The organism is Burkholderia sp. Bp9099, from assembly GCF_003857805.1.
Taxonomy (GTDB): domain Bacteria; phylum Pseudomonadota; class Gammaproteobacteria; order Burkholderiales; family Burkholderiaceae; genus Burkholderia.
Window position 1 is genome coordinate 64,039 of sequence record NZ_QTPU01000026.1, and the last position, 22,962, is coordinate 87,000.

Consider the following 22,962-nt stretch of genomic DNA (forward strand, 5'->3'; position numbering starts at 1 on the left):
GCGACCGTCGCATGGCCGCCCGCCTGCCGACATCAGTTATGGATCGAGATGAACGGGTCCCACTGATAGCAACCCAGCGACTGGCAATTGCGGTCGATGATCTGGAAGTAGAAGTGGTAGGTGACGCGGCCTTCCGACAGCGTTTCCGACGACCAGTAGTAGTTGTCCACCTTCTGGCAGGTCGGCGTCGACGGCGAGCTCGGATTCGGAATCGGGATCGATGCGGTGGCCTTGCGCGGCGTCGGCGTCGAAATCAGGTCGCGGCCCTGGTTGGCGATGAAGCCGTAGAACACGACCTGCTTCTCGAAGCCCAGCGACAGGCTCGTTTCACGCCATCGGATCAGGTCGCCCACCTGGGCTTTCAGGTCGAGTTCGCCGCCCGCCTGCCCGGACACGACGTTGTCCTGGTTCGTGACCATGTAGACGTGCTTCCAGTCGATCAGCGTCGGGTTTTTCGGATCCCGGCTGGGATTCGGATATTTCTGGAGAATGGTTTCGGTATCGATCGAGACGAGCACATCGGTAACGCGTGACATAGAAGCTCCCGTTCAGGTAGATGGGTTGCCGGTGCGTGGACACCGTTCCATGCGACCTTCGATCACCGATCGGGTGATCGATTCGCACGAAACCTTGAAAACATCAATTTGTCCCGCGACTCGAATTTACATCGAGCGGTTAATCCAATGAACCTGTAAATGCTGACAGTTCTCGATTATTTTTTATAAGGACGTCAATTTGCGAAAACAATATTCCGGATTGAATCGATATTTCACATGATTTTCAATACTGCAAAATCGGCGCATCCGGGGCGAAGCCTTCGCCGGATACGCGGGAGCGCGGTTCAAATGCGGCAAGCACGCGTCAGGCGGGGTGCAGATCGAACAAGGAGTATTTCAGCGTTTCAATAATATTTTTATTAACGCCGCCATTTTCCGGGACGAACGCGCGACCTTGATGCGCATATATTTGAATTGAATCTCGCATTTCACGCAAAAACAGAAACAAAAAGACTTGCACGAATCGCGCCCAACTTCGCCATTACCGAGCCACACGTGTAACGGCATTATTTCATCTCGCATTCCACCGCGAGAGATCAAGAAAAAATCCGCAGCAAAACAACCGACGACAAATGTTCGCACTCGTGCGTGGCCGGGATCCCGTCATGCAGTCGCACCAATCACGCCCGGTACGAGATCCCGGGCGCGCACGCGCGCCCGGCTCCCCCGCTACTCGACATTGTCCGCGACGTCCGTCATCCGGATCATGTGCGGCTTGACGCCTTCGTCGTCCGCGGCCACCGCTTCCTTCGGATGAATCAGCGCTTCGAGCCGCGCCTTCGTTGCAATGAACTCGGGCGTATTGACCTGTGCATAATCGCGCGGCCGCGGCACCGGCACCTCGATCAGTTCCTGCACGCCGCCCGGGTTCGCCTTCAGCACGAGAATCCGGTCCGCCAGGAAGATCGCCTCGTCGAGGTCGTGCGTGATGAACAGGATCGTCACGTCGATATTGCGCCAGATGTCGAGCAGGTGGGTCTGCATCCGCGCACGCGTCTGCGCGTCGAGCGCGCCGAACGGCTCGTCCATCAGCAGGATCCGCGGTCGGTTCGCGAGCGCGCGGGCAATCGCCACGCGCTGCTTCATCCCGCCCGACAACTGGTGCGGATACACGTCGGCGAAATGCGTCAGCCCGACGAGATCGAGCCACTGCAGCGCCTCGCGCTCGGCCTCGCCGCTGCTGCTGCCGTTCATGCGCAGGCCGAACATCACGTTCCTCTTCACGGTGAGCCACGGAAACAGCGTATAGCCCTGGAACACCATCCCGCGGTCGGCGCCCGGCCCCTGCACGGGCTTGCCGTCCAGCAGCACCTCGCCGCTCGTCTGCGCGTCGAGCCCGGCCAGGATGCGGATCAACGTCGACTTGCCGCAGCCGGACGGGCCGATCACGCACACGAACTCGCGCCGGTGCGTACGGAAGCTGATGTCGTCGAGCGCGACGCACTCGCCCTGCGGCGTCGCGAAACGCTTGCCGACATGGCGCACGTCGAGAATCACGTCGCGGGTTTTCAGCCGCGCGAAGCGCTCGCGCACCGCGTCGGATTGAATCAGGTAATCGGGAACGGTCTGCGGATTCTGCATGATGCCCTCTGCGAAAATCGGTCGGTGGATGCGCGTCGACGGGTGTCACGCCTTCAGCGTGCGATCCCACGGAAACAGCTTGCGGCCGAGCAGCCCGAGCACGATGTCGGTGCCGAGGCCGATGATCCCGATCATCAGGATCGCCGCGTATACGTTGTCGAAATGCTGGTAGCGGGCCTGCTGGCTGATGTACCACGTGATGCCCGAACTCGTGCCGACGAGTTCGGCGACGATCAGGTAGGTCCACGCCCAGCCGAGCAGGATCCGCTGGTCGCGATACAGGTCCGGCAGCACGCCCGGAATCACGACGTGCGTGAGCAGCTTCAGCTTCTTCGTGCCGAGCGTCATCGCGGCCTCGAACAACCCGTATTCGAGCTTGCGCGTCGTGTTCGCGACGATCAGCACCTGCTGGAACAGCGTGCCGATCACGATGATCGCGATCTTCGGCGCGTCGTAGATGCCGAGAATCGCGACCATCAGCGCGCCGAACGCCGGCGCCGGCAGGTAGCGGAAGAACTCGAGGAACGGCTCCTGCAGCCGCGCGAGCGCACTGAAGGTGCCGCAGACGATGCCGAGCGGCACGCCGATCGCGGACGAGATCACGAAGCCCCAGAAGATGATCCGGATGCTGTGCCACAGGCTCTCGTGCAGCCACACGCCGTCGCGCGATGCGGGCGGTGTCGTGAACGCCGTGTAGAACGCGCGCAGCACCTGATGCGGCGCGGGCAGGTAGACCGGGTTCGCGCGCACGCCTTCGGGCACGGCCGCGTGCGTCGCACGCGCATGCGCGAGCTCGTCGTCGAACACGTCGCGGTCGATCTGCATGCCGGCCTGGAAATAGTCGACGCTCCCGGGATTCGTGATGCGCATCTGCGGATGCCAGACGAACGGCACATAGCTGATCAGGCACCAGACGGCGCACGGCAGCAGGAACGACGCGAGGCCGAGCGTCCATTTGCCGCGCGTCGTCAGTTCGCGGCGCACGGCCAGCCAGCCGGTCGTGTTGCGGGTCATTGACATGGGAATCTCCGTATCGTTGCGGGTGCCGGTCGCGAGACGCCGTGGGGCCACGCGCGACCGGGCGTTCATTGCAATGCGCCGCCGGCGGCCTGGGCGCGGTAAGCCCGCCAGCCGCCGAAGCGCGTGATGTCCTGCGCATCGTCGAGCGCCGCGCTTTCGCACAGGAAACCCTGCACCCGCGAGCCGTCCGCGAGCGTCAGCGTGCCGATGCCGAGCGGCGCCGCAATCCCGGCGACGAAGCTGCCGTAGGCATCGACCGGCATCTCCCAGATCTCGACCGCGATCGGCGCGCCACCGTCCGGCACGCGCACGAGGCCCGGCTTGGCGACGCCGCCGCTGGCCGCCGCGGACAGCGCGTAGAGGCGATAGGCGGCGGCCGTCGTCGTCGCCGCGACGAAACGCGCGCCCCGATCCGTGAGCTGCCCGTTCAGCGGCTCGCCACGCAGATGCGCGCCGACGACGGCCACGCGCACGACACCGGACGACGCGTTGGACGACGCGTTGGACGACACGCCGGACGACACATCGGACGACACACCGGACGGCACGCCGGACGACACACCGGACGACGCGCCAGACGATGCACCAAACGACACATCGGACGATGCGCCGGACGGAGGCGCCGCCGGCGCTGACGCCCCGGCATCGCCGACAACCGCATCGCCGACGCCCGCATCGCCGCCCGCGACGGCGCCACCGACCCACGCCTGCGCGAGATCCAGCAGCCGCGCATCGTCGTGCGCGCGGCCGACGAACGTGATCCCGAACGGCAAACCCGCATGCCGTCCGCTTTCGCACGTGCCGGCCGGCACCGCGATCGCCGACAGGTCGAGCAGGTTGACGAAATTCGTGTAGTAGCCGAAGCGCGAGTTGACGCCGATCGGGTCGGCTTCGAGCGCGTCGACGGTCGCGGTCGTCGCCGAGGTCGGCATCACGATCGCATCGAGCCCGCCCCATGCGCGATCGGCCTCGACGCGCAGCGTCGCGAGCCGGTCGAATGCCGCGAACGCATCGGCCGCGCTGAAACGCGACGCACCGCCGACGATCTCGCGGATCACCGGATGCAGCGCATCGGGTTCCCGCGCGGCGAATGCGCCGATCGCGGCGAGCCGCTCGGCCACCCACGGGCCTTCGTACAGCAGCCGCGCGGCGGCCAGGAACGGGCCGAAGTCGATCTCGACGACCCGCGCGCCGGTCGCGCGCAGGCGTTCGAGCGCAGTACCCCACGCCGCGCGATACGATTCGTCGCCGAAGAACTCGAGCTGATCGGCACGCGGCACGCCGAAGCGCAGTTGCGCGAGCGGCCGCCCCGGATGCGCGCGCAGTCCGTTGGCGCCCGGCAGCGGCTGCCACGCGCGCCCGTACGGATCGCCTTCGGTCACGCCATGCGCGACGTCGAACACGGCCCGCGCATCCGCCGGCGAGTGCGCGAACACCGACACGCAATCGAGCGAGCGACAGGCCGGCACGACACCGAGCGTGCTCACCACGCCGCGGGTCGGCTTGAGCCCGACGAGGCCGTGGAACGCGGCCGGCACGCGCCCGGAGCCGGCCGTGTCGGTGCCGAGCGAGAAGGTCGCGACGCCGAGCGCGACCGCCACCGCCGACCCGGAACTCGACCCGCCCGACGCATAGCGCGGATCGAGCGCATTGCGGCATGCGCCGTAAGGCGAGCGCTGCCCCGAGAGCCCGGTCGCGAACTGGTCGAGATTGGTCTTGCCGACGGGGATCGCGCCGGCCGCGATCAGCCGCTCGACGACGGGCGCGCTGCGTGCGGGCGTGTACGCATAAGCCGGACAGGCCGCCGTCGTCGGGATGCCCGCGAGGTCGATGTTGTCCTTGATCGCGAACGGCACGCCGTACAGCGGCAGCGTCGCGATGTCGCGCCCGGCGAGCGCGTCGGCATACCGCGTCATCTCCGCGCGCGACAGCGGCCGGATCCACGCGTGATGCGGGTCGCCCGCGTCCAAATGCGCGGCGATCGCGTCGACGAGCGCATGCGGCGTCAGGTCGCCCGCTTCATAGCGCGCGCGCAGCGCGGCAATCGAGCGCAGCCCGGGCAGGAGGGAGCGTTCCGTCGTGTTCATGCGACCTCCTCGGCAGCACCCGCGCGCATCACCATCAACCGCTGGCCGGCCACCACCGCCGCGCCCGGCGCGCAATCGATCGTCTCGATCGTGCCGTCTTCCGTTGCCGTCACCGCCACCTCCATCTTCATCGACTCGACGATCGCGACGACCTGTCCTTCGGTCACGCGCTCGCCGGCTTCGACCAGCACCTTCCACACGCTGCCCGACACGTCCGCGGCAATCGCCCGCTGCGTGTCGTCGAGCACGCCCGCCGCGCGCGCCGCCTGCCCGTCGCCCGGCTCCGCTTCGCCGACGTATTCCGCCTGCCCGGCCGCCCGCCATCGCTCGCGCTCGGCTTCGAACGCGGTTTGCTGCGCGGCCTTGAACGTCGCGATCGAATCCGCCTCGTCGCGCAGGAAGCGGTTGTATGCGCCCAGATCGAACACGGATTCCTCGATCTCGAGCGCCGCACGGCCCGCGATGAAATCCGCGCGCAGTGCGGTCAGCTCGGCTTCGCTGACTTCGTAAAAGCGGATCTCGTCGAAGAAGCGCAGCAGCCAGGGCTTGCCGGTTTCGAATTCGCGCGTGGTGCGGTGGCGGTTCCACATCTGCACGGTCCGGCCGACGAACTGGTAGCCGCCGGGCCCTTCCATCCCGTACACGCACAGATACGCGCCGCCGATGCCGACCGCGTTCTCCGGCGTCCAGGTGCGCGCGGGGTTGTACTTCGTGGTCACCAGCCGGTGCCGCGGATCGATCGGCGTCGCGACCGGCGCGCCGAGATAGACGTCGCCGAGCCCCATCACCAGATAGCGCGCGTCGAACACGATGCGCTTGACGTCGTCGATGCTCGCCAGCCCGTTGATGCGCCGGATGAACTCGATATTGCTCGGGCACCACGGCGCATCGGGCCGCACCGACTGCATGTAGCGCTCGATCGCGATGCGCGTCGACGGGTCGTCCCACGACAGCGGCAGATGCACGATGCGGTTCGGCACGCGCATGTCGGCCACGTCGGGCAGTTCGCGCTCGGCTGCCTGCAGATGCGCGAGCAGCGTGGCGAGCGGCAGCGTCCGCGCGTCGAACTGCACCTGCAGCGAACGAATCCCCGGCGTCAGGTCGAGCATGCCGGGCAGCCGGTGCGCGTCGAGCCAGCACATCAGCGCATGCACGCGAAAGCGCAGGTTCAGGTCGAGCACGAGCGGCCCGTATTCGACCAGCACGTTGCGATCGCCGGAGCGCCGGTACACCACGCCGATGCCGCCGCCGGCCGCCGGATCGCGATGCAGCACGCAATCGTCCGGCGCGCCGGCGCAAGCCGCAGGCACGACCGCGGCGGCGGCAGGCGCGGGCGACACGCGGGCGCGCACGAACTGAACGGTGTCGCCCGGGCGCAACTGCCCGAGCTTCCACAACTCGTCGCGCACGACCGTCACCGGGCACACGAAGCCGCCCAGGCTCGGGCCGTCGGGGCCGAGGATCACCGGCATGTCGCCGGTGAAATCGACCGCACCGATCGCATACGCGTTGTCGTGGATGTTCGACGGATGCAGGCCCGCCTCGCCGCCGTCCACCCGCGCCCATTGCGGCTTCGGGCCGATCAGCCGCACGCCGGTGCGGCTGGAGTTGTAATGGACCGTCCACTGCGTGCCGTAGAGCATCGCGATGTCGTCGGGCGTGAAGAAGTCCGGCGCGCCGTGCGGACCGTCGAGCACGCCGAGCGTCCATGCGTGCGTCAGCGCGGGAACCTCGGCCGCGGCCAGCGTCGCGCCCGCGCCGCCGCGCCCCGCGTCCGCGTGCAGATGCAGCACGTCGCCCTTGCGCAGCGCGCGCCCCGCGTGGCCGCCGAACTGGCCGAGCGTGAAGGTCGCCTTGCTGCCGAGATAGTCGGGCACCTGCAGCCCGCCCTTCACGGCCAGGCAGGCGCGCACGCCGGCGCCGGTCACGCCGCCGAGCTTGAGCACCGCACCGGGCCGCGCGCGCAGCACCTGCCAGAACGGCGCGGGCTCGCCGTCGAGCGTGGCCGCGAGCGGCGCGCCGCCGAGCACGAACAGCGTCGCCGTGTTGAAGCGCAGCGTCGCGCCGACCATCGTGAATTCCAGCCCGGCCGCGTCGCGCGCGTTGCCGAGCAGCGCGTTCGCGAGGTCGAACGCGCGATCGTCCATCGGCCCGGACGGCGGCACGCCGACGCTCCAGTAGCCGACGCGCCCCGGGGCCTGCTGCACGGTGGTCTGCACGCCGCCGTCGAGCACGTCGATCGTGTGCGGCGCGAACGCGAAGCGCGACAGGAATGCCGTCGTCGGCGCGCCGCGCGCGAACGTGTCCGAGCCGGCGATCGCGCGCAGGTAGTCGAGGTTGGTCTCGATCCCGTACAGCTCGGTACGCGCGAGCGCGGCCTGCAATGCGGCCAGCGCGTCGCGCCGCGTATCGCCGCGCACGATCAGCTTCGCGAGCAGCGGATCGTAATGCGCGCTGATCTCGGTGCCCGCCTCGATCCAGCCGTCGACGCGCACGTCGTCCGGAAACGCGACGTGCGTGAGCAGGCCGGCGCTCGGCAGGAACTGCTTGTGCGGATCCTCCGCATACAGCCGCACCTGGATGCTCGCGCCGCGCGGCGCGACGGCGAGCGTGTCGAGCGGCGGCAGGTCGCCTTCGGCCTGCAGGATCATCCACTCCACGAGATCGACGCCCGTCACCGCTTCGGTCACGCAATGCTCGACCTGCAGGCGCGTATTCACCTCGAGGAAATAGAACTGGCGCGCGTTCGCGTCGAACACGAATTCGACGGTGCCGGCCGATGCGTAGCCGACCGCGCGGGCGAGCCGCACCGCGCCCGCGTGCAGCGCGTCGCGCTCGGCATCGGTCAGGTCCGGCGCGGGCGTTTCCTCGATCACCTTCTGGTTGCGGCGCTGCACCGAGCAATCGCGTTCGCCGAGCGCGATCGCGCCGCCCCGGCCGTCGCCGAAGATCTGCACTTCGATGTGCCGCGCGTGTTCGACGAACTTCTCGAGATAGACGCCCGCATGCGCGAAGTTCGCGTTGCCGAGCCGCACGACGGATTCGAACGCTGCCTCGAGCTGCGCGGCATCGCGGCAGAGCGACATGCCGATCCCGCCGCCGCCCGCGGTGCTTTTCAGCATCACCGGATAGCCGATCGTGCCGGCTTCGGCGAGCGCCGTCGCCACGTCGTCGAGCAGGCCCGTGCCCGGCAACAGCGCGACGCCCTGTGCGGCGGCGAGCGCGCGCGCGGTGTGCTTGAGGCCGAACGCGCGCATGTGATCGCCGCGCGGGCCGATGAAGCGCAGGCCCGCCGCTTCGCATGCATCGGCGAAGCCCGCATGCTCGGACAGGAAGCCGTAGCCGGGATGCACGGCCTGCGCGCCGGTCTCGCGCGCGGCGGCGAGGATCGCCGCGACGTTCAGGTAGCTGTCGGCGGCCGGCGCCGGCCCGACCCGCACGGCTTCGTCGGCGAGCGCCACGTGACGCGCGTCGCGATCGGCGTCCGAATAGATCGCGACCGACGCGATGCCGAGCCGCTTCAGCGTGCGGATCACGCGGCATGCGATTTCGCCGCGGTTCGCGACGAGGACTTTGGCGAATCTCATGCGGCCTCCCGCGAACGATGGCGAGCGTGGGCGAGGTTCATTCGGCCTCCCAGATCGTGAGGCGCACGGGCGTCGGGTTGTAGCCGTTGCACGGGTTGTTGAGCTGCGGGCAGTTCGAGATCAGCACCGTGACGTCCATCTCCGCGCGCATCTCGACGTACTTGCCGGGCGCGGAAATGCCATCCTCGAACGTGAGCCCGCCGAGCGGCGTGACGGGCACGTTCATGAAGAAGTTGACGTTGCCGACGAGGTCGCGCTTGCCGAGCCGCGCACCCGCGCCGCACGTGCAGTGCGCGATCGCGTTGAGGAAGCTGTCGCGGCAGTTGTGCATGTAGCGCTTGTCGAGCGCATAGCGCACGGTGTTGCTCTCGGCCGCGCACGCGCCACCGAGCGTGTCGTGGCGCCCGCACGTATCGGCGACGATCGTCACCATCGGGTTGCCCCGGCTGGACAGCAGCACGCTGCCCGCGCTCAGGTACAGGTTGCGCTGCGCGCGAATCGTGTCCTGCGCGCTGTAGCGCTCCTCGGTGTCGTCGGTGCGGTAGAACAGCGTGTCGACCGCCTGGTTGCCTTCCAGGTCGAGGATGCGGAAGACCTGGCCGCGTTTCAGGTCGTGCAGCCACGGTTCGCCCGCGTTCAGCGTGGTGTCGTGGATCGCGTCGCGCGGGTCGAGACGGCTTTCGATGATCGGCATGGTCCGGCTCCTTACGCGAACAGGCGGTCGGTGTTGGTGAAGCCGCGCATGTTCTCGGCGCACGCGTGCCGGCACGGGTCGTCCTCGGGCGCGGCGCCGTCCGCCGGATACGCGCGGTACGCGATCAGCTTCACGGGCTTCGGCGCATAGTCGGTACGCGGATCGAGCGGATGCGGCGCGGTCGAGAACGCCGCGAGCGTGTTCATCTCGAAGCGCAGGTCGAGCGCGCTGCCGGCCGGCGAATGTCCGGCGACGAAATCGAGCGTGCCGTCGTCGCGCGTGTCGAGCCGGCTGAAGAAGTTGACGTTCGCGGCGAGATCGCGCGCCGACAGTCCGTATTTCGCGAGCTCGAGCACGAGGCTGTCGCGGCCGTTGCGGATCATCGCGTTGCGATCGGCCTGGTACGAGCTCGTGCCGTACTTGTGCGCGAACAACCGTGCATCGCCGACGCCGCCGAGCGGGTCGTGCCAGCCGAGCGTGTCGGCCGTGATCGACGCGATCACGCGCCCCATGTCCGTGTACAGCGCATGGCCGCGCGTGAGATGCGCGGTGTGCTGCGCCTTCAGCGTATCGGCCATGTTGTAGCGTTCGAGCGGGTCTTCCTGGCGATGAAACACGGCGGACAGATTCGCACCGCCGTCGACGTCGACGAGGCGCAGCGCGAGGCCGCGGCGCAGGATGCCGGACCAGTGGGTGCCAGCGGGAATCAGCGTTTCCCACACGACGTGCGGCGGCGGGGCAAGGAGGGCTTGGGGGCTCGGCGACATGGCGGCTCCGTGGAGGGTTGGACAAAAGGCGTGAGAGGGCGACCGAACGACATCGCGACCTCCCGGGCTTTTATCCCTCCGTGGAGCCTCGCCGTTTCCTCGAATCGAGGCGAAGGCAAGACCGGATTGCTCTCGGACCAGTCATCGCGCGGCGCGAACGCCGCACGACCGGAACCCTAGCGATCCTGAAGATGATGCAAATTGCTTCGCACCTCTCGAGCGTCAATCTAGCGAGTTGCGTGCCAGCCGCCGTGCAACGACCACACGACGACCGCGCAACGACCGCACGACGCGGCACGACGGCGCGACGACCCGCGGCATGCACGAATCGGCGGCGACGACGGCTTGCCCTCGCAGCGGGCGTGCGGCGCACCATGCGCATGCTATCGCGCACCGGCGCAGTGCGGATCGTGCGCACCCGCGCCGCGCGTTCGGCAATGGCATGGGCATTGCTGAACGGATGCATCGTCACTCGATATCTCACGCGTCATGAACAAGCTCGACCTGCTCCGGCGCGCATTGAGCGCGCTGTTCTCCGCCCGCTTCATCGAACTTCAGCGCGCCGCGCGGCGCCGTTGAATCGCGTGACCGCGTGCCATTGGCACGCTTCTCGCTCGGCATGACGCCGAGAGGTGCGGCAGCGTCGCATCTTAGGGGTGCTAGGGTTCCGGTTCATCGAACGTCTGGTCCGAGAGCAGCCCGGCGCGGGTGCGTCCGATCGCGAGACCGGACGCACCCGCGCTACACGGCGGGACAAAAGCCCGGGAGATTGGCGATGGCAACGGCCGTCGCGCCTCTCCGTGGCCGCTTCGTTCGTTCCGCATCCGCAGGAACCGGCCACGCGGCCGGACCGCGCACAGGCACGGTCCGAATCGACGATCCCGATCCCGGTCTCCTGGAGAACAACGATGACCCGTCCCGCCCCGGCGTTCCGCCGCCTGCCGTCCCTCCGTTTCGTCCGTCATGCATTGGGGGCCGCCGTCACGGCCGCCGCGCTGTTGACGGCGCCCGCCGTGCACGCGGCCGCGCCGCTGAAGATCGGCTACAGCGACTGGCCCGGCTGGGTCGCGTTCCAGGTCGCGCTCGACAAGGGCTGGTTCAAGGAAGCCGGCGTCGACGTCGACTTCGAATGGTTCGATTATTCGGCGTCGCTCGACGCGTTTTCCGCGGGCAAGCTCGACGCGGTCGCGGCGACCAACGGCGATGCGCTCGTCACCGGCGCGGCCGGTGCGAAGAACGTGATGATCCTGCTGACCGACTATTCGGCCGGCAACGACATGATCGTCGCGAAGCCGCCGCTGCGCACCGTCGAAGGCCTGAAGGGCAAGAAGGTCGGCGTCGAGCTCGGCCTGGTCGATCACCTGCTGCTCGAAACCGCGCTGCAGAAGCACGGGCTCAAGGACGGCGACGTCACGCTCGTGAACGCGAAAACCAACGAACTGCCGCAGGTGCTCGGCTCGTCGTCCGACATCGCCGCGGTGGCCGCCTGGCAGCCGAACGCGGGCGAGGCGCTGAAGCGCGCACCGGGCGCACGGGCGATCTTCACGTCGGCCGATGCGCCGGGGCTGATCTACGATGCGATCACGGTTGCGCCCGCGAGCCTCGCCGCGCGCCGGGCCGACTGGGCGAAGGTGGTCAAGGTCTGGTACCGCTGCGTCGCGTACATCAACGACCCGAAGACGCAGGCCGACGCGGTCAGGATCATGTCCGCGCGTGTCGGGCTCGCGCCGGAACAATACCTTCCGCTGCTGAAGGGCACGCACCTGCTCGACGAGGCTGCCGCGAAGCGTGCGTTCCGCAAGGGCGACGGGCTCGACTCGATCTATGGCTCGACGCGCAACGCGAATGCGTTCAACGTGCGTAACGCCGTGTACAAACAGTCGCAGGACGTCGACGCGTATATCGATCCGCGCTTCACCGCGCCGCACTGACCGTCGCGGGTTCGCTTGCAGGCCGAGCCGGGCATGCCGGTGACGGGTCCGGCCCACTCAACACGGACATCCGGGCACGCGCGTGCCCGATGGAAATCGAAGCAGCAGGACGCGGGAATCGTGCGCGGGCCGAACGGTTCCCGCGCATGCCGACCGCTCGCCGCGGCAAGCGTCGGGCCGTCGGCAAGCCTCGACGCCGCCATGCACGGCGCTCATGCGCTGCATGAAAACTAATCGATTGTTGGCAGCGCCGATCGACCCCGACAATCCGCTTCATGCCCGTTGCTTGCGGTACGGGCCACTCCCCCTCCCAATCGGCACGTCACGATCCATGAACCATCCCGCCCCTGTCTCCTGCATTGCCGAGGCCTGCGCGGCCACGGCCGCTCCGTTCCAAGCGCGCCCCCGCACCTGCGGCGAAGCGCTCGTCGATCTTCTCGAACGCCAGGGTGTCGAATGCGTGTTCGGCATTCCCGGCGTGCATACCGTCGAGCTCTATCGCGGCCTCGCCGCATCGTCGATCCGTCATGTGACGCCGCGCCACGAACAGGGGGCCGGATTCATGGCCGACGGCTATGCCCGCGTCACCGGCCGGCCGGGCGTCTGCTTCATCATCACCGGGCCGGGGATGACCAATATCGCGACCGCGATGGCACAGGCCTACGCGGACTCGATTCCGATGCTGGTGATCTCGAGCGTCAACGCGCGGCGCGAGCTCGGCAGCGGCGACGGCCGCCTGCACGAGCTGCCGTCGCAGCGCGACGTGTTCGCGGGGCTCACCGCGTTCTCGCACACGCTGCTCGACGCGGCCGACCTGCCGCAGGTCCTCGCGCGCGCCTTCGCGGTGTTCGAAAGCGCGCGTCCGCGGCCCGTGCATATCGAGATCCCGCTCGACGTGATCGTGATGCCGGCGCCCGCGCTGCCCGCCGCGCCGCTCGCGCTGCCCGCGCGCCCCGCGCCGGACGCGAACGCGCTCGCGGCAGCCGCCGACCTGCTCGCGCAGGCCCGGCGGCCGCTGATCCTGGCCGGCGGCGGCGCGATCCACGCCGCGACGGAACTGCGCGAACTCGCCGAACGCCTGCACGCGCCCGTCGCGCTGACGATCAACGCGAAGGGCCTGCTGCCGGCCGGCCACCCGTTGCTGATCGGCTCCACCCAGTCGCTGCCGGCCACGCGCGCGGCGATCCGCGAGGCCGACGTGGTGCTCGCGGTCGGCACCGAACTCGGCGAAACCGATTACGACGTCACGTTCGACGGCGGCTTCGCGATCGACGGCCGGCTGATCCGCATCGACATCGACGCGCAACAGCTGATGCGCAACGCGCGCGCCGAAATCGCCATCGCCGGCGATGCGCGGCTGGCGCTCGGCGCGCTGTCGACCCGCCTGCACGAACGGCCGGCGCCGGCACCCGAGCCCGGCTGGGGCGCGTCGCGGGTGGCCGCCGTGCGCGCCGCAATCGCGGCCGGCCACGACGGCGCCGCGCGTGCCCAGGCACGGCTGATCGACACCATCGTCACCGCGCTGCCCGGCGCGATCATCGCCGGCGATTCGACGAGCCCCGTCTACGTCGGCAATTTCACGCACGATGCGCCGGCACCGCGCAGCTGGTTCAACTCGTCGACCGGCTACGGCACGCTCGGCTACGGGCTGCCCGCCTCGATCGGCGCAAAGCTCGCCGCGCCTGCGCGGCCCGTGGTGTGCCTGATCGGCGACGGCGGCCTGCAGTTCACGCTGCCGGAGCTCGCGAGCGCGGTCGAGGCTCGCGTGCCGGTGATCGTGATCGTCTGGAACAACCGCGGTTACGGCGAGATCCGCAAATACATGGTCGAGCGCGACATCACGCCGGTCGGCGTCGATCCGTATACGCCCGATTTCCAGACGCTCGCACGCGGCTTCGGCTGCGCGGCGCAGGCGGCCGCGACGCCCGACGCGCTGGCCGACGCGCTGCGCGATGCGACGGCACGTCCGATGCCGACCGTGATCGAAATCGACGAGGCAACCTGGTTCGAACAGGTGCGGCGATGAGCACGACACCGGATCTCGCGTTCGATCCGCCGCTGCATACGCGCCACTTCATCGACGGCACGTGGCGCGCGAGCGTCGGCGGCGCGACGCTGCCCGTCGTCGACCCGTCGACGGAAATGGTCATCGCCGACGTCAGCGCAGGCGGCGACGCCGACGTCGAGCATGCCGTGCAAGCCGCCTCGCGCGCGTTGCGCGACTGGAAACGCACGACCGGCGCCACACGCGCGGCGCTGCTGCGTGCCATCGCGCGCGGCGTCGACGCACGGCGCACGCGGCTCGCGACACTGCAGTCGCTCAACAACGGCAAGCCGTTCGCCGAAGCCGAGATCGACGTCGCCGACGTGATCGCCACCTTCGACTACTACGCGGGCCTCGCGGATGCCCTCGACACCGACGGCGAAACCGAGATCGCGCTGCCCGGCGGCGACCATCGCGCGTGGATCCGGCGCGAACCGGCCGGCGTCGCCGCGCTGATCGTGCCGTGGAATTTCCCGATGGTCACGACCGCGTGGAAGCTCGCGCCCGCGCTCGCCGCCGGCTGCACCGTCGTGCTGAAGCCGTCCGAGATCACGCCGCTGCCCGAGCTCGAACTCGCCGCGATCGTCGCCGAAGCGGGCCTGCCGCCCGGCGTGCTGAATGTCGTGACGGGCACCGGCCACGAGGTCGGTGCCCGGCTGTGCGCGCATCCGCTCGTCGCGAAGGTGTCGTTTACCGGCAGCACGGCAGTCGGCGCGCAGGTCATGAAGACGGCCGCGGACACGATCAAGGGCGTCGGTCTCGAACTCGGCGGCAAATCGTCGATCGTCGTGTTCGACGACGCCGACCTCGATCACGCGGTCGAACTGATCGCGGGCGGCGGCCTGTTCAACGCCGGGCAGATGTGTTCGGCGACCTCGCGCGTGCTCGTGGCCGCCCCGCTCGCCGACGACCTGATCGCGCGCCTCGCGCAACGGATCGAGACGACCGTCGTCGGCCCGCCGTTCGCACCCGGCGTGCAGATGGGCCCGTTGACGAACCGCGCGCAATACGAACGCGTGAAGCGCCACATCGCACAGGGCCGCGCCGACGGCGCGCGGCTCGTGACGGGCGGCGACGCGCTCGCCGGCCCCGGCTACTTCATCCGCCCCGCGCTGTTCGCCGACGTGCCGGCCGGCTGCGCGCTATGGCGCGACGAAATTTTCGGGCCGGTGCTGTGCGTGCGCGCGTTCGACGCCGAGGACGACGCGATCGCGGCCGCCAACGATACCGAATACGGGCTCGTCGCAACCGTCGTCACGCGCGACGCGGCGCGCGGCAGGCGGGTCGCCAATGCGCTCGAGGCGGGCGTCGTGTGGATCAACACGCCGCAACTGATCTATCCGCAAACCTCATGGGGCGGCTACAAGCGCAGCAGCGTCGGGCGCGAGCTCGGCCCGTTCGGACTGGCCGCCTTCCAGGAGATCAAGCAGGTCATGACGGCGGCCCGCTGAGGCCGGCGACCCATGCGTTTATGTCATGGCGCGCATGCGGATATTTCGTTTGTTGCGGAAATTTGACCTCCCTACAGTTCATCCACACCCGCGCCGCCCTTCGGCGACCGGCATCGAACCACACGGCATCGTTCATCAGGAGACGGCCATGCAACACTTCAAGGCGGGCAGAAGGCAGGTGATAAAAACCCTCGGCACGGCACTCGCCGCATCCGCCATTCCGATGCCGTTCATCAGGACTGCGAAGGCTCAGTCGGGCAGCTTCGCGGGCAAGACGCTGCGCCTGCTCACCTGGTCCGACGATACCGGCGCGGCCGCGCTGCGCAACATCGCGGAAACCTTCAGCAAGCAGACCGGCGCGCGCGTGATCGCCGATCGCGCAGACGGCACGTCGGGGATGGTCGCGAAGGTCAAGGCCGCGGGCGAGCGGCCGACCTACGACGTCATCACGCTCGCGGGCGTCGGCGCGGCCGGCCTCGCCGACGCCGGCCTGCTCGCGAAGCCCGACCTGAACCGGCTGCCGAACCTGAAGGACGTCGCGCCGCAATACCGCACGGGCGCGAACGGCTTCGGCATCGGCTACCTGCTGTGGTCGGACGGGCTGATCTACAACACGGCGACCGTGAAGAGCGCGCCGTCGAGCTACGAGGCACTGTGGGATCCGAAGTATGCGGGGCGGCTGTTCCTGCCGCCGCCGGAGTGGGCCGAAGCGGTCGACCTCGCGATCATCGCCGCGAAGCTGGCCGGCGGCTCGCAGCAGAACATCGATCCGGGGTTCCGGAAGCTCGCGCAGCTCAAGGATCGCGTGATGACCCTCGGCGAGAACCCGAACCAGGTCGCCGACCTGTTCCGCACCGGCTCGCTCGACATCGGCGGCATCTATTCGCCGGCGTTCTTCCCGGACCAGATCCGCAAGCCCGACTACAAGATGGGCGTGACGTACGGAATGAAGGAAGGCTTCGCGACGCAACTGATGTTCACGGTGATCCCGAAGGCGCATCCGGGCGACCTCGACCTGATCCACGCGTTCATCAACCATTCGCTCGACGCGGGCGTGCAGGGCCGGATGGCGGCCGACGTGCTGAACGGGCCCGTGAACGGGAAGGCCGTGATTCCCGCGGAAAGCCGCGCGTTCGTGCCGTCGCCGCAGCAGATCGCGGAGAAGGCCGTGCTGCACGACGACAAGGCGCTCGCCGTCGTCCAGCCGGCGTGGATCAAGCGCTACACGGGCCTCTTCGCGGCGTAACGACATGGCCTCCCTGTCCTCCCCCCGCGACGCGGCGCCGGCCGCCGGCACACCGGCCGGCGCCGGCTCGGACGCCGGGCCCGCGCTGGCCGGCGTGCCGCCGTGGCTGCTGCTCGCGCCGATCCTCGCGTTCCTCGCGGTGCTCGCCGCCGCGACGCTCACCGTGTTGCGCATGAGCGTCGGCGTATCCGGCGACGAATGGCGGACCTTCACGCTGCAGAACTACGCCGATCTCGCGGACCCGTACTTCACGAAATCGCTGTGGCTCACGCTGCGCCTCGCGTTCCAGAGCATGGTGTGCGCGGTGCTGCTCGCGATCCCGGTCGCGCTCGCGATGGCGCGCACCGAATCGCGGCTCGCGCGCCGGCTGATGCTCGCCGGCGTGTTGCTGCCGCTGCTCGTGAACCTGCTGCTGCAAGGTTATGGCTGGCTCGTGATGCTCGGCCCGGCGGGATTGCTCAATCGCGCGCTGCTGGCCTCGGGCGTCGTCGACCGGCCGCTGCAACTGCTGTACCGCGAGCACGGCGTGCTGCTCGGGCTGATCCAGACCGCGTTCCCGCTCGCCGTGCTGCCACTGTCGAGCGCGCTGCGTGCGGTGTCCCGCGCCTACGACGAAGCCGCCGCGACGCTCGGCGCGAGCCGCTGGCAGACGCTGCGGCACGTGACACTGCCGCTCGCGATGCCCGGCCTCGTCGCCGGCGCGCTGCTCGTGTTCGCATACAACGCCAGCGCATTCGCGGTGCCGCTGCTGCTCGGCGGCCGACGCGTGCCGATGCTCGCGGTGCTCGTGCACGACCAGGTCGCGCCGCTGCTCAACTGGCCCGCCGCGTCGGCATCGGGCGTCGTGCTGATGGCCGCGACGCTCGTCGTGATGGCGGTGTCCCAGCGCCTCGTGCGCACCCTGCAACGTGCCGGCGAGGTGAGCCGATGAATACCCTGCTCTTGCGTACGCCCCTGCCCGGCCGCCTCGGTCGCGCGACGGGCACCCTCGCGACGCTCGTGCTGTTGCTCGCCGCACTGCCGATCCTGACGATGATCACGATGTCGTTCGGCGCATCGGGCACGCTCGAATTCCCGCCGCGCGAGTTCAGCCTGCACTGGTATCGCGCCGCCTGGCAGACGTTCGTGTCGTCCGATGCGGGCAGCGCGCAGTCGATGGGCGCCGCGTTGACGACCAGCCTCGTCGTCGCGGTCGCGACGATGCTGATCGCGACCGCCGTGTCGGTGCCCGCGGCCTACGCGCTGTCGCGCTGCCGCTTCCGCGGCAAGGCGCTCGTCGAGCAGCTCGTCGCGTTGCCGATCGTCTATCCGCTCGTGATGCTCGGCCTCGCGCTGCTGATCGTGTTCAACGCGCTGCCGGTCGAGCTCGGCATCGTGCGGCTCGTGGTCGCGCACGTGATCCTGACGCTGCCGTTCACCGTGAAGAACTGCGCGGCCTCGGTTGCGTCGATCGGCCCGGACTTCGAGGAAGCCGCGTGCGTGATGGGCGCGAGCCCGCGGCGCGCGCTCGTCGACGTCGTGCTGCCGCTGATGCGGCCCGGGATTCTCGCCGGGATGCTGTTCGCGTTCATCGTGTCGTTCAACGAATTCACGGTGACGTTCTTCCTGTACAGCATCGACACGATGACCCTGCCGGTCTGGCTCTACAGCCGCACCGTGTCGTCGCTCGACCCGACCGTGTTCTGCTTCGCCGTGTTCACGGTCGCGATCGACTTCGCGCTGATCTGGATGCTCGAAAAACTCGTCGGCGACAAGGGCGTCGCGCTCTGATGCGCGTACGGCCTCGCCCTCGCCCGTGCAAGGAACCTTCATGACCCAGCTCATCCTCCAGAACGTGACCAAGCGCTTCCATCAGGCGTATGCGGTCGACCACGTCGACCTGTCGGTGCCGGACGGCAAGCTCGTCTGCTTTCTCGGCCCGTCCGGCTGCGGCAAGACCACGCTGATGCGGATCATCGCCGGCCTCGACACGCCGACCTCCGGCACGGTGACGTTCGCCGGCCGCGACCTCACGCACGTGCCCGCCAACCGGCGCGACTTCGGCATGGTGTTCCAGTCGCTCGCGCTGTTTCCGCACATGACGGTCGCGCAGAACATCGCGTACCCGCTGCGGCTGCGCAAGACGGACCGGGCCGCGCAGGCGCGGCGCATCGCCGAGCTGCTGGAGCTGATCCAGCTGCCGCACATGGCCGACCGGCTCGTCACGCAGCTGTCGGGCGGGCAGCGCCAGCGCGTCGCGATCGCGCGCGCGATCGCGTCGTCGCCGCGCCTGCTGCTGCTCGACGAGCCGCTGTCGGCGCTCGACGCGAAGCTGCGCGAGGCGATGCAGGTCGAGATCCGGCTGCTCCAGCAACGGCTCGGCATCACGACCATCATGGTCACGCACGACCAGCGCGAAGCGATGACGATGGCCGACGAGATCGTCGTGATGGAGAAAGGCCGCATCCAGCAGGTCGGCCGGCCGCTCGACATCTATCGCGACCCGGTCAACGAATTCGTCGCCGACTTCATCGGCCTCGGCAACATCCTGCCGGTCGCGCGCGACGGCGACGACGCGATCGTCCTGCCGGGCGGACAGCGCCTCTCGATCGAGCGCGCGCCCGACACGCCACGCGCGCCCGACGCCGTGCGCCTGCTGATTCGTCCCGAGGACGTATGCGTGCGGCCGGGCGCGACGGCGTCGGGCGCGCCGAACACGCTCGCCGGCACGATCACGTTCGTGCGCGACGTCGGCGCGTCGATCGAGGCGACCATCGATTGCCGCGGCTTCACGCTGACGGCCGCGACCACGCCGCGCGAGACACCCGACCTGCACGTCGGCATGCCGGTTGCCGCCGAACTGCCGGCACACGCATGCAAGCTGATCGCCGCACGCGGCGTCTGATTTTCCTTTCGTTCCCCAACGCAGCAACAAGGATCCCGCCATGAACGCATCGACCCAAGCCAACCGCCTCGTGCGACGCCTGCTCGCCCGCACCGCCCTCCTCTGCGCCTGCGCCGCCGGCGTGGCCGCCGTCGCGCCGCTCGCGCACGCCGACGCGCTCGACACGATCGCCAAATCGGGCGTCGTGCGCATCGGCGTGTTCGAGGACTACCCGCCGTTCGGTTCGATCGGCCCCGACATGAAGCCGCAGGGCTACGACATCGACATGGCGAACCTGATCGGCAAGGCGCTCAACGCGAAGGTCGAACTCGTGCAGGTCACCGGCGACAACCGGATGGCGTATCTCGCCGACCGCAAGACCGACATGCTGCTGTCGGTCGGACAGACGCCGGAGCGCGCGAAGGTGATCGACTTCTCGAACGCATATGCGCCGTACTACCTCGCGGTGTTCGGCCCGAAGTCGCTCGCCGTGAAGGGCAACGCCGATCTCGCCGGCAAATCGGTCGCGGTCGCGCGCGGCACGCTCGAGGACCTGAGCATCAGCAAGGTCGCGCCGCCGAGCGCGACGATCAAGCGCTTCGACGACCCGAACGGCGCGATCGCGGCGTTCCTGTCGGGACAGGCGCAACTGCTGGTGGTGGGCAACGACGTGGGCGCCACGATCATCGCGCGTCATCCGTCGATCGATCCGGAACAGAAGTTCTCGCTGTTCAGCTCGCCCGACCACGTCGGCCTGAACAAGAACGAGCCGCGCCTGATGCAGAAGGTCAACGACGCGATCGCCGGCGCAAAGAAGAACGGCACGCTGAACACCCTGTCGCAGAAGTGGCTGCACGCTGCCCTGCCGGCCGATCTGTGATGCGCAGCGCCTTCGCCCCGCACGCTCGACCCAAGGCATCGCGATGAGCTACGTGTTCGACTTCAGCGATTTCGGTCTCTACGCCGGCATGCTCGCGCGCGGCGCCGGCGTGACGCTCGCCCTGACCGCGGCCGCGACCGTGCTCGGCGGCCTGCTCGGCACCGGCGGCGCGTGGATCGCGCTCGCCGGCCCGCGCTGGGCGCGCGCGCTCGTCGCGTCCTACGTCGAGCTGATCCGCAATACGCCGTTCCTGGTCCAGTTGTTCTTCATCTTCTTCGGGCTGCCCGCGCTCGGCGTACACCTCGACGAAGCGCAGGCGGCCGTGCTCGCGATGACGGTCAACCTGGGTGCCTATGCGGTCGAGATCCTGCGCGCCGGGATCGAATCGGTGCCGCACGGGCAAGTGCAGGCCGCGCGGGCGCTCGGGCTGCACGGCCGGCAGGTGTTCGGCCACGTCGTGCTGCCGCAGGCGCTCGCGAACGTGTACCCCGCGCTGCTCGGGCAAGTCCTGATCGTGATGCTCGGCTCGGCGGTCGTGTCGCAGATCTCGGTGCCCGACCTGACCTACGCGGCCAACTTCATCCAGTCGCGCAACTTCCGCGCGTTCGAGATCTACATCGTCGTGACCGCGATCTACCTGCTGCTGTCGATCGCGCTGCGCATGCTGCTCAATCGCGTCGGCCGGCGGCTGTTCGCCGGTCGCACGCGCCACGGCGCGGCTGCCGCACCGCGGCGCACGCGGGTTGCCCGCTTCACGTGGCGCGCCCGCTCCCCTGCAACCCACCTGCCGACGGAACGTGCGCGATGATCGAATTCACCTTCCAGAACATTGCATGGAACCTGCTGCTCGCCGCACGCTGGACCGTGCTGCTGTCGCTGATCACGTTCGCCGGCGGCGGCCTCGCCGGGTTCGCGCTGCTGGCAATGCGCATCTCGCCCGTGCCGGCGCTGCGCCGCTTCGTGATCCTGTACATCGAACTGTTCCAGGGCACGCCGTTGCTGATGCAACTGTTCCTCGGCTTCTTCGGATTGCCGCTCGTCGGCATCGACGTGACACCGTGGGTCGCGGCGTCGGTCGTGCTGACGCTGAACGCCAGCGCCTGTCTGGCCGACATCTGGCGCGGCTGCGTCGACGCGGTCCCGCACGGCCAGTGGCACGCGGCGGCCAGCCTCGGCATGACGTGGACCCAGCGGCTGCGCTACGTGGTGTGGCCGCAGGCGTGGAAGATCGCGCTCGCGCCGACCGTCGGTTTCCTCGTGCAGGCGGTGAAGAGCACCGCGCTCACGTCGATCATCGGGCTGACCGAACTGACCAAGACCGGCAACATCATCACCAACGCGGTATTCAAGCCGTTTCCGATCTACGCGATGGTCGCGCTGCTGTACTTCGCGATGTGCTTCCCGCTGACGTGGTATGCGCGCACGCTCGAGCGCCGCTATCGCGTCGCGAAGGCGCGCTGAACCGGCGCCGCGCGCGCCTCATTACGATGCAGGGACTTTCATGATTTCCATCAGCAACGTTTCCAAGTGGTACGGCCAGTTTCAGGTCCTCGCCGAGTGCACGACCGAGGTGAAGAAAGGCGAGGTGGTGGTCGTCTGCGGCCCGTCCGGCTCGGGCAAGTCGACGCTGATCAAGACCGTGAACGGCCTCGAGCCGTTCCAGCAGGGCGAGATCCTCGTGAACGGCCAGTCGGTCGGCGACAGGAAGACGAACCTGTCGACGCTGCGCTCGAAGGTCGGGATGGTGTTCCAGCATTTCGAGCTGTTCCCGCACCTGTCGATCGCCGGGAACCTGACGCTCGCGCAGGTCAAGGTGCTCGGCCGCGGCAAGGACGAAGCGGCCGAGAAAGGCATGAAGCTGCTCGATCGCGTCGGCCTGAAGGCGCATGCGCACAAGTTTCCGGGCCAGCTGTCGGGCGGCCAGCAGCAGCGGGTCGCGATCGCGCGCGCGCTGTCGATGGACCCGATCGCGATGCTGTTCGACGAGCCGACGTCCGCGCTCGATCCCGAGATGATCAACGAAGTGCTCGACGTGATGGTCGAACTCGCGCAGGAAGGCATGACGATGATGGTCGTCACGCACGAGATGGGCTTCGCGAAGAAGGTCGCCCATCGCGTGATCTTCATGGACCAAGGCGCGATCGTCGAGGACGACCGCAAGGATGATTTCTTCTCGAATCCGACGTCGGATCGCGCGAAGGACTTCCTCGCGAAAATCCTGCACTGAGCGATCCCGCGCCGCCGCCCGTTCCAC

The 22,962-nt window shown here is 68.7% G+C and carries 18 protein-coding genes and 2 riboswitches; of the genes, 11 read left to right on the forward strand and 7 right to left on the reverse strand.

Features of this window, described 5'->3' with window-relative positions; genetic code table 11:
* Positions 1 to 32: 32 nt before the first annotated feature.
* The 7 genes from DIE17_RS27535 to DIE17_RS27565 all read right to left on the reverse strand — a co-directional run bounded on the left by DIE17_RS27535 (position 33) and on the right by DIE17_RS27565 (position 10,293).
* Positions 33 to 536: an inclusion body family protein gene (locus DIE17_RS27535; protein WP_124489572.1), complete on the reverse strand. Its 504-nt coding sequence runs from the start codon at positions 534 to 536 to the stop codon at positions 33 to 35.
* A 690-nt stretch (positions 537 to 1,226) separates the two neighbouring features.
* Positions 1,227 to 2,138, reverse strand: coding sequence for an ABC transporter ATP-binding protein (locus DIE17_RS27540; protein ID WP_124646498.1), 912 nt, complete (start codon positions 2,136 to 2,138; stop codon positions 1,227 to 1,229).
* Between the two features lie 45 nt (positions 2,139 to 2,183).
* A complete protein-coding gene (locus DIE17_RS27545) occupies positions 2,184 to 3,158 on the reverse strand; it encodes an ABC transporter permease (RefSeq protein ID WP_124646497.1) in 975 nt (324 codons plus the stop codon).
* A 65-nt stretch (positions 3,159 to 3,223) separates the two neighbouring features.
* Entirely contained in the window at positions 3,224 to 5,245 is a 2,022-nt protein-coding gene (atzF, locus tag DIE17_RS27550) for an allophanate hydrolase (protein ID WP_124646496.1), read from the reverse strand.
* Positions 5,242 to 8,832: an urea carboxylase gene (gene uca / locus DIE17_RS27555; protein ID WP_124646495.1), complete on the reverse strand. Its 3,591-nt coding sequence runs from the start codon at positions 8,830 to 8,832 to the stop codon at positions 5,242 to 5,244. Before uca ends, atzF begins: the two co-directional genes overlap by 4 nt.
* A gap of 37 nt (positions 8,833 to 8,869) precedes the next feature.
* A complete protein-coding gene (locus DIE17_RS27560) occupies positions 8,870 to 9,526 on the reverse strand; it encodes an urea amidolyase associated protein UAAP2 (RefSeq protein ID WP_044848699.1) in 657 nt (218 codons plus the stop codon).
* 11 nt (positions 9,527 to 9,537) lie between these two features.
* Positions 9,538 to 10,293 carry an urea amidolyase associated protein UAAP1 gene (locus DIE17_RS27565; protein WP_124646494.1) on the reverse strand — a complete coding sequence of 252 codons (756 nt, stop codon included), beginning with the start codon at positions 10,291 to 10,293 and terminating at the stop codon, positions 9,538 to 9,540.
* Positions 10,294 to 10,350: 57 nt separating this feature from the next.
* A riboswitch (guanidine-I (ykkC/yxkD leader) is annotated at positions 10,351 to 10,484 on the reverse strand.
* 457 nt (positions 10,485 to 10,941) lie between these two features.
* A riboswitch (guanidine-I (ykkC/yxkD leader) is annotated at positions 10,942 to 11,063 on the forward strand.
* 138 nt (positions 11,064 to 11,201) lie between these two features.
* On the opposite strand from DIE17_RS27565, the gene DIE17_RS27575 reads away from it, so the two are divergent.
* The 11 genes from DIE17_RS27575 (at position 11,202) to DIE17_RS27625 (ending at position 22,935) form a co-directional block, all read left to right on the forward strand.
* Positions 11,202 to 12,224: an ABC transporter substrate-binding protein gene (locus tag DIE17_RS27575; RefSeq protein ID WP_124572071.1), complete on the forward strand. Its 1,023-nt coding sequence runs from the start codon at positions 11,202 to 11,204 to the stop codon at positions 12,222 to 12,224.
* Positions 12,225 to 12,555: 331 nt separating this feature from the next.
* Positions 12,556 to 14,250, forward strand: coding sequence for a 5-guanidino-2-oxopentanoate decarboxylase (locus DIE17_RS27580; protein ID WP_221622630.1), 1,695 nt, complete (start codon positions 12,556 to 12,558; stop codon positions 14,248 to 14,250).
* Positions 14,247 to 15,719: an aldehyde dehydrogenase family protein gene (locus DIE17_RS27585; RefSeq protein WP_124646493.1), complete on the forward strand. Its 1,473-nt coding sequence runs from the start codon at positions 14,247 to 14,249 to the stop codon at positions 15,717 to 15,719. Before DIE17_RS27580 ends, DIE17_RS27585 begins: the two co-directional genes overlap by 4 nt.
* 148 nt (positions 15,720 to 15,867) lie before the next feature.
* Positions 15,868 to 16,965 carry a PotD/PotF family extracellular solute-binding protein gene (locus DIE17_RS27590; protein WP_124523434.1) on the forward strand — a complete coding sequence of 366 codons (1,098 nt, stop codon included), beginning with the start codon at positions 15,868 to 15,870 and terminating at the stop codon, positions 16,963 to 16,965.
* 4 nt (positions 16,966 to 16,969) lie between these two features.
* Positions 16,970 to 17,896, forward strand: a complete 927-nt coding sequence (locus tag DIE17_RS27595) for an ABC transporter permease (protein ID WP_044848705.1) — start codon at positions 16,970 to 16,972, stop codon at positions 17,894 to 17,896.
* The gene (locus DIE17_RS27600) at positions 17,893 to 18,735 is read left to right on the forward strand and encodes an ABC transporter permease (protein ID WP_124489563.1); all 843 of its coding nucleotides are present in this window, start codon (positions 17,893 to 17,895) and stop codon (positions 18,733 to 18,735) included. The genes DIE17_RS27595 and DIE17_RS27600 overlap by 4 nt, the downstream gene beginning before the upstream one ends.
* Before the next feature lie 40 nt (positions 18,736 to 18,775).
* Positions 18,776 to 19,849, forward strand: coding sequence for an ABC transporter ATP-binding protein (locus DIE17_RS27605; RefSeq protein WP_124646492.1), 1,074 nt, complete (start codon positions 18,776 to 18,778; stop codon positions 19,847 to 19,849).
* 40 nt (positions 19,850 to 19,889) lie between these two features.
* Positions 19,890 to 20,708 (forward strand): transporter substrate-binding domain-containing protein, encoded by an 819-nt coding sequence (locus DIE17_RS27610; protein WP_124522734.1) that lies wholly within the window; start codon positions 19,890 to 19,892, stop codon positions 20,706 to 20,708.
* A 43-nt stretch (positions 20,709 to 20,751) separates the two neighbouring features.
* On the forward strand, positions 20,752 to 21,516 hold the full coding sequence (locus DIE17_RS27615; protein WP_124921400.1) for an amino acid ABC transporter permease: 765 nt from the start codon (positions 20,752 to 20,754) through the stop codon (positions 21,514 to 21,516).
* Positions 21,513 to 22,169 carry an amino acid ABC transporter permease gene (locus DIE17_RS27620; RefSeq protein WP_124921401.1) on the forward strand — a complete coding sequence of 219 codons (657 nt, stop codon included), beginning with the start codon at positions 21,513 to 21,515 and terminating at the stop codon, positions 22,167 to 22,169. The genes DIE17_RS27615 and DIE17_RS27620 overlap by 4 nt, the downstream gene beginning before the upstream one ends.
* A 40-nt stretch (positions 22,170 to 22,209) precedes the next feature.
* Positions 22,210 to 22,935 carry an amino acid ABC transporter ATP-binding protein gene (locus DIE17_RS27625; RefSeq protein ID WP_124921402.1) on the forward strand — a complete coding sequence of 242 codons (726 nt, stop codon included), beginning with the start codon at positions 22,210 to 22,212 and terminating at the stop codon, positions 22,933 to 22,935.
* Positions 22,936 to 22,962 lie beyond the last annotated feature (27 nt).